Source organism: Parviterribacter multiflagellatus (assembly GCF_056863265.1).
Window position 1 is genome coordinate 195776 of record NZ_JBXPIZ010000003.1, and the last position, 12923, is coordinate 208698.

At 74.2% G+C, this 12923-nt stretch carries 10 protein-coding genes; 7 read left to right on the plus strand and 3 right to left on the minus strand.

The genetic code is table 11. The features are described from left to right. The first annotated feature begins 12 nt into the window (after positions 1-12). Complete coding sequence (locus tag AC1UE5_RS07755) at positions 13-447, plus strand: cupin domain-containing protein (protein ID WP_482921830.1); 435 nt, start codon at positions 13-15, stop codon at positions 445-447. Here AC1UE5_RS07755 and nirD read toward each other — a convergent pair. From nirD to AC1UE5_RS07770, 3 genes are read right to left on the minus strand one after another with little or no spacing between them, the layout of a single operon-like run. Continuing rightward, positions 444-791 carry a nitrite reductase small subunit NirD gene (gene nirD, locus AC1UE5_RS07760; protein WP_482921832.1) on the minus strand — a complete coding sequence of 116 codons (348 nt, stop codon included), beginning with the start codon at positions 789-791 and terminating at the stop codon, positions 444-446. The genes AC1UE5_RS07755 and nirD overlap by 4 nt on opposite strands. After that, the gene (gene nirB, locus AC1UE5_RS07765; RefSeq protein WP_482921834.1) at positions 788-3214 is read right to left on the minus strand and encodes a nitrite reductase large subunit NirB; all 2427 of its coding nucleotides are present in this window, start codon (positions 3212-3214) and stop codon (positions 788-790) included. The genes nirD and nirB overlap by 4 nt, the downstream gene beginning before the upstream one ends. Next, the gene (locus AC1UE5_RS07770) at positions 3211-6792 is read right to left on the minus strand and encodes a molybdopterin-dependent oxidoreductase (RefSeq protein ID WP_482921836.1); all 3582 of its coding nucleotides are present in this window, start codon (positions 6790-6792) and stop codon (positions 3211-3213) included. Before AC1UE5_RS07770 ends, nirB begins: the two co-directional genes overlap by 4 nt. Before the next feature lie 145 nt (positions 6793-6937). On the opposite strand from AC1UE5_RS07770, the gene AC1UE5_RS07775 reads away from it, so the two are divergent. The 6 genes from AC1UE5_RS07775 (at position 6938) to AC1UE5_RS07800 (ending at position 12885) form a co-directional block, all read left to right on the plus strand. After that, on the plus strand, positions 6938-8239 hold the full coding sequence (locus tag AC1UE5_RS07775; RefSeq protein WP_482921838.1) for a glutamine synthetase family protein: 1302 nt from the start codon (positions 6938-6940) through the stop codon (positions 8237-8239). Between the two features lie 6 nt (positions 8240-8245). Next, on the plus strand, positions 8246-8950 hold the full coding sequence (locus tag AC1UE5_RS07780; RefSeq protein ID WP_482921840.1) for a winged helix-turn-helix transcriptional regulator: 705 nt from the start codon (positions 8246-8248) through the stop codon (positions 8948-8950). Continuing rightward, positions 8947-9990, plus strand: a complete 1044-nt coding sequence (locus AC1UE5_RS07785) for an anthranilate phosphoribosyltransferase (RefSeq protein WP_482921842.1) — start codon at positions 8947-8949, stop codon at positions 9988-9990. Before AC1UE5_RS07780 ends, AC1UE5_RS07785 begins: the two co-directional genes overlap by 4 nt. 80 nt (positions 9991-10070) lie before the next feature. Further along, complete coding sequence (locus AC1UE5_RS07790; protein ID WP_482921844.1) at positions 10071-11408, plus strand: MFS transporter; 1338 nt, start codon at positions 10071-10073, stop codon at positions 11406-11408. Positions 11409-11467: 59 nt separating this feature from the next. Beyond that, complete coding sequence (locus AC1UE5_RS07795; RefSeq protein WP_482921846.1) at positions 11468-11821, plus strand: Na-translocating system protein MpsC family protein; 354 nt, start codon at positions 11468-11470, stop codon at positions 11819-11821. Positions 11822-11937: 116 nt separating this feature from the next. Beyond that, positions 11938-12885, plus strand: coding sequence for a Crp/Fnr family transcriptional regulator (locus AC1UE5_RS07800; protein ID WP_482921848.1), 948 nt, complete (start codon positions 11938-11940; stop codon positions 12883-12885). Positions 12886-12923: the final 38 nt, after the last annotated feature.

The following is a 12923-nucleotide window of genomic DNA, read 5'->3' on the forward strand; positions in this document are numbered from 1 at the left end:
TAGCGTCGTCGGATGGCCCCCGACGACGACTTCACCGTCGTCCACGCGGACGACGTCGAGGACAGCTACGCCGACACCACCGTGCCGGGCGAGTTCCGGCGCCTGACGCCGGCGCTCGGCAGCGAGCAGCTCGCGATCACGCTGATCCGCATCCCGCCCCACTCGGACTTCGAGCAGGGCACCGGCCACACGCACGACGACGTCGAGGAGCTCTACGTCGTCGCGCGCGGGACGCTGACGATGCGGTTCGGCGACACCATCCAGACCGTGCGCGCCGGCTCGGTCGCTCGCGTCGCGCCGCAGACCCCGCGCTCGCACCGCAACGAGGGCGACGAGCCGGTGGAGCTGTGGGCGATCTCCCGCAAGATCGAGCACGACGACTCGCACCTCATCAAGGTCTTCTGGGAGGCGTCGCCCGACGCCAAGCAGGAGCGGGAGACGCGCTAAGCGGCGACCGGCACCGCGGGCTCCGCGACAGGGACGGGCGCGAGCTCGACCAGCACGCGCCCGTCCTCGCGGACCTCGACCCGGTGTGCGGCGACCGGCGGCCCGTCGTGGCCGATCGGCGCGCCGGTGTCCAGGGCGAAGCGCCGCTCGTGCAGCGGGCAGATGACCGAGCAGTCCGCCGCGATGCCGTCGGCGAGCGGGCCGCCCGCGTGGGGGCAGGCGTGGTCGATCGCGAACCAGCCGGCGGCGGTGCGGAAGACCGCGATGCGGCGGCCGTCGAGCGTCACCGCGCGGCCCTCGCCGGGCGGGACGTCGTCGACGTGGCAGGCGAACGTGAGGTTCATGCGTGGCCTCCGGCAGGCGGTCCGACGGGCGCGAGGTCGGGCTCGTCCCCGTCGAGGTCGGTGAACTGGTTCGGGTGGTACGGCTCGGCGCGCTCGAGCCACGGGTCGACGGTCGCGGCCTTCGCGAGACGGAACCGCTCGCGCAGCGCCTCCGCGGACGCCTCGTCCTCCAGGACGCGCTCGCGGATGTAGTCGAGGCCGACCTTCGGCACCCAGTCGTAGGTGCGCTCCTTGTAGTCCGCCTCCTCGCGGTACAGCTGGAGGAACGTCGTGCAGACGCGCAGCGCCTCGCGGCGCGAGTCGACCGTGCAGAGGACGTCGGCCTCGCGGACGTTGCCGCCCGCCGCGCCGCCGATCCGGATCTGCCACTTGTCGTCGCCGACCGCCACCAGGCCGATGTCCTTGATCGTCGCCTCGGCGCAGTTGCGCGCGCAGCCCGACACGCCGCCCTTGACCTTCGCGGGCGTGTGCAGGCCCTCCCACGCCTTCTCCATCTCGACGCCCAGTCCCATCGAGTCGGCCAGGCCGAAGCGGCAGAAGTCCGCGCCGACGCACGTCTTCACCGTGCGCACCGCCTTGGCGTAGGCGTAGCCGGACGGCATCCCGAGGTCCTCCCAGACCTTCGGCAGGTCCTCCTTGCGGACGCCGAGGAGGTCGATCCGCTGGCCGCCGGTCACCTTCACGAGCGGGATCTCGTACTTCTCCGCCACGTCCGCGATGCGGCGCAGCTCGGAGGGCGTCGTGACGCCGCCGGCCATCCGCGGGACGACGCTGAACGTGCCGTCCTTCTGGATGTTGCCGTGCACGCGGTCGTTGATGTACCGGGCGTGGCGCTCCTCGCGGTGGCGGTTCGCGTTGACCTCGGAGACCAGGTAGGCGAGCGCCGGCTTGCACGCGCCGCAGTCGCGGCCGGTGCCGCACGCCTCGGACACCTGGGTGACCGACTCGTAGCCGTTCTCGCGGATCTCGGCCGCGAGCTGCTCGCGCGTCTGCTTCTTGCACGGGCACAGGTAGGCGGGCTCGTCGACGACCTCGCCGCCGGCCGCCAGCGCGACGATGTCCACCACCAGCGGCTTGCAGGAGCCGCAGCCCAGGCCCGCGCGCGTCATCGCCATCGCCTCGCGCGGCGTCTTGGCCCCGTCGTCGGTGACGGCGCGCATGATGTCGCCCTTGCAGACGCCGTTGCAGTTGCAGACCTGCGTGTCGTCCGCCATCTCCGCCGGCCCGGCCTCCAGCGAGGTGACGAGCGCGTCGAGCGGGTCGGGTACGTCGGCGCCCTTGCGGACCAGCGCCGCCAGCGCCTCGGCGCCGCGCAGGTCGCCGAGCAGGATCGCGCCGGCCGCGCGGCCCTCCTTCAGCACGAGCTTGCGGTAGACGCCGGCGGTCGCGTCCGCGGTGACGGCCTGCGCGTCGCCCTCGGCGTCGCCGACCGTGTAGAGGTCGATGCCCGCGACCTTGAGCTTCGTCGCCGGGATGGAGCCGCGGTAGGCGGCTTCCAGGTCCCCCGCGATCGCCGCGGCGCACGCGCGCGCCTGCTCGAGGATCGGCGCGACGAGGCCCCACACGATGCCGCGGTGCTCGGCGCACTCGCCGACCGCGAAGACGTCGGGGAGGCTCGTGCGCAGCGCGTCGTCGACGACGATGCCGCGCCCGACCTCGCACCCCGCGGCGCGGCCGAGCGTCGTCTCGCTCTTGATGCCGATCGAGACCACGACGAGCTGCGCGTCGAGCGTGTCGCCGTCGGCGAAGACCAGGCCGCCGGTGGTGATCTCGCTCGTGGAGCGGTTGAGCTCGACGTCCATCCCCAGCGCGTCCTGGAGCATCCCGGCCGAGCCCGCGTCGAGCTGGCGCTCCATCAGCCGGTCCATCAGGTGGACGACCGTCACGGGGCAGCCCTGCGACGCGATGCCGCGCGCGGCCTCCAGCCCGAGCAGGCCGCCGCCGATCACCGCCGCGCGGCCGCCGTCGCCGATGCGTGCGGCCGCCTCGCGGATGTTGTCGCAGTCCTCGGGGCCGCGGAACGGGTGGACGTGGTCGAGGTCGATGCCGGGCAGCGGCGGCATCAGCGCGTTCGAGCCGGTCGCGAGGACGAGCTGCGTGTAGGGGAGCGTCTCGCCGCCGTCGAGCGTGACCGTGTGGGCGTCGGCGTCGACCGCCTCGACCCAGCGGCCGAGCAGCGCGGTGACGTGGTGGTCGTCGAACCACTCCTGCGGCCGCAGCTGGAGCGACTCGCACGACGCGCCGGAGACGAGGATCTCGGAGAGCCGGACGCGGTCGTAGGGCAGCTGCGACTCGCCGCACACGAGCGTGATCGGCGTGAGCGCGTCGCGGTCGCGCAGCGCCTCGCAGACCGCCAGGCCCGCGATCCCGCCGCCGACGACGACGACGCCCCGGGCGCTGCTTCCGTTCTCCGAAACCGTCATGGCGCCATCGTGGCCGCGGCCGGTTTCCCGTCGTGTTCCGTTGTGTTTCGGGCCGATGAACGGTGGCTTTCGATCAGCGCACGGACCTCGTTCGAGCACCCGCCGCAGCCGGTCGACGCGCGGGTCGCGTTGGCCACCTGCGCGAGCGTCGTCAGGCCGCCCGCCGTGATCGCGCGGTCGATCTCCCCGGCCGTCACGGCGTTGCAGGAGCAGACCGTCGCGTCGGGGTCGAGCGCGGCGGGGTCGGAGGAGGAGGGACCGGCGAGGAGCGCGGGGTCGGCCGCCTCGCCCGACTTGAGCGCCGCGGTGCAGCGGCGCGCGTCGCCCACGTCGCCGATCAGCAGCGCGCCTGCGAGCCGGTCGCCGTCGAGCACGAGCTTGCGGTAGACGCCGGTGCGCGTGTCGCGCGTGACGATCTCGTCCTGGCCGGCGTCCTCGTCGGCGTCCGCGATCCCGCCCGCGTAGACGTCGATGCCGGCGACCTTCAGGACGGTCGCGACGGTCTGAGGACGGAACGCCGCGGGGTCGCCCGCGATCGTCGCGCCCGCCACCCGCGCCTGCTCGGCCAGCGGCGCCCACAGGCCGTAGACCATGCCGCGGTGCTCGGCGCACTCGCCGACCGCGAAGACGTCGGCGGCGCCCGCGCGGAGCGTGTCGTCGACGACGATGCCGCGCTCGACCGGCAGGCCCGCGCCCCGCGCCAGATCGACCTCGGGCCGGACGCCGGCCGCGACGACGACGAGGTCCGCGGCGACCTCCTCGCCGTCGGCCAGCCGCACGCGCTCGGGCTCGATGGTCTCGGGCAGCACGCCGGTGTGGACGATCATCCCGCGCCCGCGCAGTGCCCGCGCGAGGATGCGCGCGGCCGTCGCGTCGAGCTGGCGGCCCATGAGGCGCGGCGCCGGCTCCACCACCGTCACCCGCGCGCCCCGCGCCTGCAGCCCGGCCGCGGCCTCGAGCCCCAGCAGACCGCCGCCGAGCACGACCGCGCGGCGCCCGGCCACCGGCGTGCCGGTCAGCGCCGCGACGTCCGCACGGGTGCGGAAGACGCCGACGTGGGGGAGCTCCGAGCCCGCGATCGGCGGCACGAACGGCCGCGAGCCGGTCGCGATCACGAGCGCGTCGTACTGGTGCTCGGCGCCGCTCACGTCGGTGACCACCCGGCGCGCGGTGTCGATCGCGGTCGCGGGCGAGCCGCCGCGCAGGTCGACGCCGCGGTCGGCGTACCAGGACAGCGGCTTGACCTCCAGCTCGCCCGGCCCGCACTCGCCGGCCAGCAGCTTGGAGAGCAGGATGCGGTTGTAGACCGGCCCGGGCTCCTCGCCGAGCATCGTGACCTGCCACGCCGGATCCCTTTCGAGCACCGCCTCGACCGTCGCGAGCCCCGCCATCCCGGTTCCGACGACCACCAGCCGCGACGAACGACGCTTTCGACCCGCATTCCGAGTCGAACTCGTCGTTCGCTGCACGGAGACCGCGATCGCCTTCAACTCCGGCTGCTTCGAGACCGGGTCGACCGAGGCGTGGGCGAGGGCGTTGGTCTGGCCCGCGCCGGGCGGCGCGTGCAGCGCGCCGAAGTGGAAGGGGGTGAACGCGACCCCGCGCGGCACCGAGTCCTCCACGACGGCCTCGACCCGCACCTCGCCGCACCGCGAGCGCAGCACGACCTGGTCGCCCGCCCGGAGCCCCGCCGCCGCCGCGTCCTCGGGGTGCACGGTCACCGTGGGAACGCCTGCCGCAGCCCGCAGCGCGCGCGACTTGCCGGTCCGCGACATCGTGTGCCACTGGTCCGCCAGGCGGCCCGTGGTCAGGAGGAGCGGGTGGTCGGCGTCGGGCGGGTCGGCGACGTCGGCGTGCGGGGTCGGCGCGAACTGCGAGCGCCGATCCGGCGTCGGCGGACGAAGGTCGGTGTAGAGGCGCACGGGCGCGGGCGGGCCCGGTTCGGCGAAGCCGTCGAACGGCGACGCGGGAGCCGGCCACTGGACCGACCCCTCGCGCCGCAGTCGCTCATGGGACAGCCCGGTGACGTCGCACGGCCTGCCGGCCGTGCACCGGGCCCACTCGTCGTAGACCTCCGCAGCGGAGCCCCACGCGAACGCGTCGCCGAAGCCCAGCGCGCGCGCCAGGCCGGCGTAGATCTCCCAGTCCGGCCGGGCCTCGCCCGGCGGCTGGAGCAGCTTGCGGACGAGCCCGACGCGCCGCTCCGACGACGTCATCGAGCCCTCCTTCTCCGGCCACGCCGCCGCCGGAAGCACCGCGTGCGCCAGCGCGCTCGTCTCGGTGGGGTGGTGCGCGTCCTGCACCACGACGAGCTCTGCGCGCTCGAACGCCTCCCGCACCCGCGCGCCGTCGGGGAGCGAGACGATCGGGTTCGTCGCCGCGACCAGCACCGCGCGCACGCGCCCGTCGAGCAGCGCGTCGACCATCTCGGTGGCGGTGTAGCCGGGCGTGTCGCGCAGCGTCCCCGCCGGCAGGCCCCAGTGCGCCTCCATCGCCGCGCGGTCCTCGGCGTCGACGACCTTGCGGTAGCCGGGGAGCAGATGCGCGAGCCCGCCGACCTCGCGGCCGCCCATCGCGTTCGGCTGCCCCGTCAGCGACAGCGGCCCCGCGCCCGGGCGGCCGAGGTTGCCGGTCGCCAGGCAGAGGTTGATGAGCGCGCGGTTCTTGAGCGTCCCGACGGTCGACTGGTTCGCGCCCATCGACCACAGCGTCATCGCGGCGCCCGCGGCGCCGAACAGCTCGGCCGCGCGCTCGATGTCCGCCGCCGGCACGCCGCAGACCTCCGCGGCCCGCTCCACCGGCCACTCGCGCGCGACCTCCATGGCCGAGGCGAACCCGCTCGTGTGCCGCTCGACGAACGCCTCGTCGATCAGCCCATCGCGCTCCAGCACCCACAGCATCGCGTTGAGCAGCGGCAGGTCGGTACCCGGCCGAACTGGCAGGTGGAGGTCGGCCGCGGCGGCGGTCGGGGTCCGCCGCGGGTCGACGACGATCACCCGCGCGCCCGCCGCCTGCCGGTCGCGGATGCGGCTCCACACGATCGGGTGGCAGGCCGCGGTGTTGGAGCCGAGAAGGAGCAGGCAGTCGGCGTGCTCGAGGTCCGCGTACGCCGGCGGCGGCCCGTCGCTCCCGAACGCGCCCGTGTAGCCCGCGACCGCGCTCGACATGCACAGGCGCGAGTTGGAGTCGACGTTGTTCGTCCCCAGGAAGCCCTTCGCCAGCTTGTTGACGGCGTAGTAGTCCTCGGTCAGCAGCTGGCCGGAGATGTAGAACGCGACGGCGTCGGGGCCGGACTCGTCGATGATCGCGCGCAGTCGCGCGGCCACGTCGCCGAGCGCGCGGTCCCACGACACCGCCTCGAACGGGAGCGACCGCGAGGTGCGCAGGAGCGGCGTGACCGCGCGGTCCGCCGCGTGGACGGCGCTTCCCAGCTCCGTCGGCTTGCGGCACGTCCGCCCGCGGTTGACCGGATGGCGGGCGTCCCCGCGCACGGTGGCGACGCGGCCCTCGGACACGGTCACGGACAGCCCGCAGCCGGTCCCGCAGTAGGGGCACAGGGTCAGCTGCTCGGCGGCCACGGCGGAGACTCTGGCCGGGCGCGGTTTCCCGAGATCGACGGAACTGTTTCGAGCTGATGAACGGCGCTCGACACCGGGGCGAATCAGTTCCGACCCCGGGGCGAATGATGGATCGCCCTCCCGCACCTAGCGTCGTGACCTACTCATGGGTCCGCATGACGCATACGTGCTGCGCACCGTCGAGGAGCGCGGCGTCCGGTTCGTCCGGTTGTGGTTCGTCGACTGCCTCGGCGTCCTGAAGTCACTCGCCATCCCGGCCTCCGAGGTCGACGCCGCGCTCAACGACGGCGTGGGCATCGACGGCTCCGCGCTGGAGGCCGACGCGCGCGTCCGCGAGCGCGACGTGATCGCCTTCCCCGACGCGACGAGCTTCGCGCTGCTGCCGTGGCGCGACGTCCCGACCGGGCGGATGTTCTGCACCATCCGCGAGCCGCAGGGGCAGCCCTTCGCGGCCGACAGCAGAACCGCCCTCCAGCGCGTCCTCGCCGCGGTCGCCGACCTCGGCTGGACGGCGCAGGTCGGCGCGGAGATCGAGTTCTTCCTGTTCCCGGAGGACACGACCCGCACCCCCGACTCCCCGCCCGTCCCGCTCGACCACGGCGGCTACTTCGACCTCACGCCGCTCGACGAGGGCAGCGACTTCCGCCGCCGCACGATCGACCACCTCGAGCAGCTCGGCATCCCCGTGAAGGCGTCGCACCACGAGGTCGGCCCGTCGCAGCACGAGATCCAGCTCGCGCACACCGACGCGCTCTCGATGGCCGACGCGATCACGACCTTCCGGCTGGCGGTGAAGGAGGTCGCGGCGGAGTCGAACCTCTTCGCCACGTTCATGCCCAAGCCGCTCGAGGGTCACGCGGGCAGCGGGATGCACCTGCACCTGTCGCTCTTCGACGGGGACCGCAACCTGCTCCACCACCCCGGCGGCGACCGCCCGCTCTCCGAACGTGGCAGCCAGTTCCTCGCGGGCGTCCTCGCGCACGCGCCCGAGCTGACGCTCCTCACCAACCAGTGGGTGAACTCGTACAAGCGGCTCGCGCACGGGTTCGAGGCACCCACCCGCGTGCAGTGGACCCGCGCCGGCGGCGAAGGGCTCGTCCGCGTCCCGGCCACGCGGCCCGAGCGGGAGACGGCGACGCGGATCGAGCTGCGCTCCCCCGACCCGGGCGCCAACCCGTACCTGACGATCGCGCTGGTGCTGGCGGCAGGCCTGCGCGGCATCGAGCGCGGCTACCAGCTGCCGCCCGAGGACGACGAGGACGAGACGCCCGAGCTGCCGCTCGACCTGCGGCGCGCCACCGACCTGTTCGAGGCGTCCGAGCTGGCCCGCGACACGCTCGGCGACCGGCTCGTCGACCTCGTCGTCCGCAACAAGCGCCTGGAGTGGGACCACTACCACGGCTCGATCAGCCCCTGGGAGCACCGGCGGTACCTCCGGCTGCTGTAGACGCGCATGGGCGAGGCCTGGATCTACATCGAGCCGCAGAGCGCGGGGCCGGCCTCGGAGCAGGCCGCCCGCGAGGCCTCGCGCATCCTCGCCGAGCTGGGCTTCGCGCCGCGCAAGGTCGCGGCGAACGGGACGCTGCGGCCCGAGGGCGACGGCGGCGGCCCGGCGCGCCCGCCGGACGTGGCGCTCGTGCTGGGCGATCCGGACGTGTGCGCGCGCCTGGAGGGCGACGAGGACCTGGGGGACGTGCCGCTCGTGGTCGCCGTGGACGACGATGAGCTCGACTCGGGCGCCACCGTCCACGAGGGCCACGAGCTGATCGTGCTCCCGCTCCGTCCGGCGGAGCTTCGGGCCCGCATCGCCCGCGCGCGGCGGCGCGTGCGCGGGGTCCCCGACGACGACGTCGTGCGCGTGGGGACGCTCGAGGTCAACCTCGCGACGTACCAGGTGTCGATCGGCGGCCGGCCCGTCGACTTCACGTACCAGGAGTACGAGCTCCTCAAGTTCCTCGTCACCCACCCGGGCCGCGTGTTCTCGCGCGAGGCGCTGCTCAGCCGGGTGTGGGGCTTCGACTACTACGGCGGCGCGCGGACGGTCGACGTCCACGTGCGGCGCGTGCGGGCCAAGCTCGGCGCCGAGCACGCCGCGCGCATCACGACGGTGCGGAGCGTGGGCTACCGCTTCGACGCATCACGGAGGGAGGACGCATGACCACCAGCACGCCCCCGACCCGCGGGAAGGCCGGCTACACGGGCTTCCGCACGGTCATCAAGGCGGTCGCCACCGGGCCGCGGGGCTCGCGCGACCTCACCTTCGAGGAGGCGCGCGAGGCGACGGGCGCGCTGCTCGACGGCGAGGTCACACCCGCGCAGGCGGGCGCGTTCCTCATCGGGCTGCGCGTGAAGGGCGAGGCGGCCGAGGAGCTGGCGGGCGTCGGCGCCGCGCTGCGCGACCGCGCCGTGGAGCTGCCCGCGCCGCCGTCCCGGGCGGCGCACCTCGTCGTCTCCGCGGGCGCGTTCGACGGGATCGCGGACGCGCCGCCGCTGGGCCTCGCCGCGTCGATCTGCGCCGCGGCCGCGGGCGCGTCGGTCGTCACCGCGTGCGGCATCCGGCTCGGTCCCAAGCACGGCGTGACCGCGGTCGACGTCCTCCACGCGCTCGGCGGCCCGCTGCGGCCGGCGGTCGAGGAGTCCGCGGCGATGCTCGCGCGCGCGGGGGTGAGCGTCGTGCACGTCGGCGAGGCGCTCCCGGGGTGGGAGGCGCTGGCCGCGGTGCGCGACGAGGTCGGCCTGCGCGGCCCGATCCACAGCGCCGAGAAGCTCGTCGACTGGTTCGGCGCGAAGCGGTTCGTCGTCGGGCACACGCACGGCGGCTACGCGGGCAAGCTGCTCGGCGCGCTCGACCGGCTGGGCGCCGAGGAGGCGATCGCGATGCGCGGCATCGAGGGCTCGGACATCCTGCGGCCCGGCCGCCCGACCGCGACGGCGCTGCGCGGCGGGCCGCTGGAGCTGCCCGAGCAGCTCGGCCTCGTCCTGCGCGGCGACTGCGACCCGGTCGCGACCGCCGAGCTGACCCGCGCGGTGCTCGCGGGGGAGGACGACGGCGCCGCCCGCCAGGCCGTGATCCTGTCCGCCGCCGTCCGCCTGATCGCGTCGGGCGTCGCGCCGGAGCCCGCCGCGGCCCTGCGCTCGGCCGCGGGCGTGCTCGACGACGGCCGGGCCACCGCGACGCTGGACGCGCTGCTCGGCTGAAACACAGCCCGTCGGGGCCCGTGACACAGCCGAAACAGAAGCGACACGGTGCGGAGACGGCGCGTGCGGAGGATCCGGACATGCCTTCAGCGACGATCACCCACTGGGAACCGGACGACACGGACTTCTGGGAGTCGGGCGGCAAGCAGGTCGCACGCCGCAACCTGAGCTGGTCGATCTTCGCCGAGTTCCTCGGCTTCTCGATCTGGCAGCTGTGGTCGGTCGTCGCGGTCAAGCTCAACGACGTCGGTTTCTCGCTCTCGACCAGCCAGCTCTTCTGGCTCGTGTCGATCCCGGGCCTCGTCGGCGCGACGATGCGCTTCCCGTACACGTTCGCCCCTGCCCGCTTCGGTGGCCGCAACTGGACGATCGTGAGCGCCCTGCTCCTCCTCATCCCGACCGCGCTGCTGGCCTGGATGGTCACCGACCCGACGACGCCCTACTGGGCGCTGCTGCTCGCGGCGGCGACGGCGGGCCTGGGCGGCGGCAACTTCGCGTCGTCGATGGCGAACATCTCGTACTTCTACCCGCAGTCCAAGAAGGGCGCGGCGCTCGGGCTCAACGCGGCCGGCGGCAACATCGGCGTCGCGGTCGCGCAGAAGATGGTGCCGGTCGTGATCGTCATCGGCGGCGGCGCGGCGCTCCACCTCGAGTACGCGGGCCTGGTCTACATGCCGTTCATCCTGCTCGCCGCGTACGGCGCGTGGCGGTACATGGACAACCTCGCGGGGCTCAAGTCGACGTTCGCCGACCAGGCCGTCGTGGTGAAGCACCGCCAGACGTGGCTGCTGACGATGCTCTACATCGGCGCGTTCGGCTCCTTCATCGGCTACAGCGCCGCGATGCCGCTGCTGATCAAGGGCGAGTTCCCGGGCTACGACCCGCTCACTTACGCGTTCCTCGGGCCGCTCGTCGGCTCGATCTCGCGGCCGTTCGGCGGCTGGCTGGCGGACCGCGTCGGCGGGGCGCGGGTCACGGTCGCGGTGTTCGCGGGCATGTCGCTCGTCGTCCCCGGCCTGATCGCGGCGCTCAACGCGGGCTCGTTCGCGTTCTTCCTCGGCTGCTTCCTGGTGCTGTTCGTCCTGGCCGGCATGGCGAACGGCTCGGTGTTCCGCATCGTCCCGAAGGTGTTCGCCGCGATGTACCCGGACGACCGGCCGCGGGCGCTGCGCGAGACGGCGGCGGTGCTCGGCTTCTCGAGCGCGGTCGCGGCCTACGGCTCGTTCTTCATCCCGCAGGCGTTCAAGGAGTCGATCGGCGCGACGGGCGGGCCGGAGCTGGCGCTGTACGGCTTCCTCGCCTACTACGTGGTCTGCCTGTCGATCACGGTGATCGTCTACCTGCGCTCGGGCGTCGAGAACGCGCCCACGCCGGCGCCCGCGGCGGCGACGCCGCGCGCCGCGCTCGCGGAGGCCTGACCTGCTGCGTCCCGCGCGCCCCACGTGTGACGTGACGGCGCGCGGGTACGGGGAGTGGGGTGAGCGAGCACGAGGCCACGATGCTCTCGCGGCTCTCGGACGAGGTCGTCCGGGTGCAGAAGGAGCAGTTCGGCAAGGGCCCGACGCGCGCGAAGTCGTACCTCGTCGACGACCTGCTCTTCGTCGTCATGCGCGGTGGGATGACGACCGCCGAGCGGACGCTGATCGATCGCGGGCACCACGAGGTCGTGCGGCACTTCCGCCAGGTCTACGAGAACGAGATGGCCGACCTACTCACCGCGACCGTCGAGCAGGTCACCGGGCGCAAGGTCGCCAACTACCAGTCGCAGGTCATGTTCGACCCGGACATCATCCTCGAGGTCTTCGTGCTGGACGAGAGCAGTATCCTCTGACTGACGGTCATCGGCGTGTCACTGCGCGCTCTCGATCGTGTCGAACGGTGAGGCAGCGGCGATCCTGAACGGGCGCTGGGTGACTCCCCAGACACGTCCTTCTGGAGGAAACGCCCGTGACCGCGACCGCACCCATCGACGTGCCTGCCAGCCCTGCCCGCGTGGGCGTGCGGCTGCTGGAGGCCGACCCGGATCTCGGCCGCGGCATCCCGCCCGACGAGCTGGCCGAGGCGACCCGGCTGACGGTCACGCCGATCGCCCTGCTGTCCCCGGGCATGTGGGATCCGGCCGCGCTGCTCGCCGCGCGCGCGATGGGCCCGTTCGCCGGCCTGGTCCTGGACGGCATGATCGCCCGCGAGTCGCTGCTCGGCGGGCGGGTCACCACGCAGCTGATCGGGCCAGGCGACGTGCTGCCGCTCGCCCCGGGGGAGCCGAGCGGGGCGTCCGCCGCGTGCGTCTGCCGCGTGGCGGCGACGACGCGGCTCGTGGTGCTCGACGAGCGCTTCCTCGCCGCCGCGCGCCGGTGGCCGTGGCTCACCGCGCGGATGGTCGAGCGGGCCGCGACCTGGGCCGACCGCGCGCTCGTGCACCAGTCGATCAGCCAGCTCCCGCGCGTGGACACGCGGATCGTCGCCTTCCTCTGGCTGCTGGCGGAGCGATGGGGCCGGGTCACGCACGAGGGGGTGCTCGTGCCCCTGACGCTCACGCACGGGGCGATCGGCTCGCTCGTCGGCGCCCAGCGCCCGACGGTGACGCTCGCGCTCACCGAGCTCGCCGAGCGCGGCGTCGTCGAGCGGCACGACGACGGCTGGCTGCTGGCGCCCGAGAGCCAGGAGCTGGCGGCCACCGCGTCGGCACCGGACCGGTTCGTCACCGCGTCGCTCGGCGTGGTCCCGCGGCACGCCGCGGACGCCGTGGCGGCCGAGGACGCGCGTCGCCGGGCCGCGGAGGCGCGAGGGCGCGCCGCGGAGGCGCGCGGCCTCGCGAGGGCGCAGCGCCTGCGGGCGCAGACGATGCGGCCCTCAGCCGCCGAGCTCGGCGGCGAACCCCTGCAGCACCGCTGACGGCGCGCGGTGTGGCCACGCGGCGGCGCGCTCCAGCG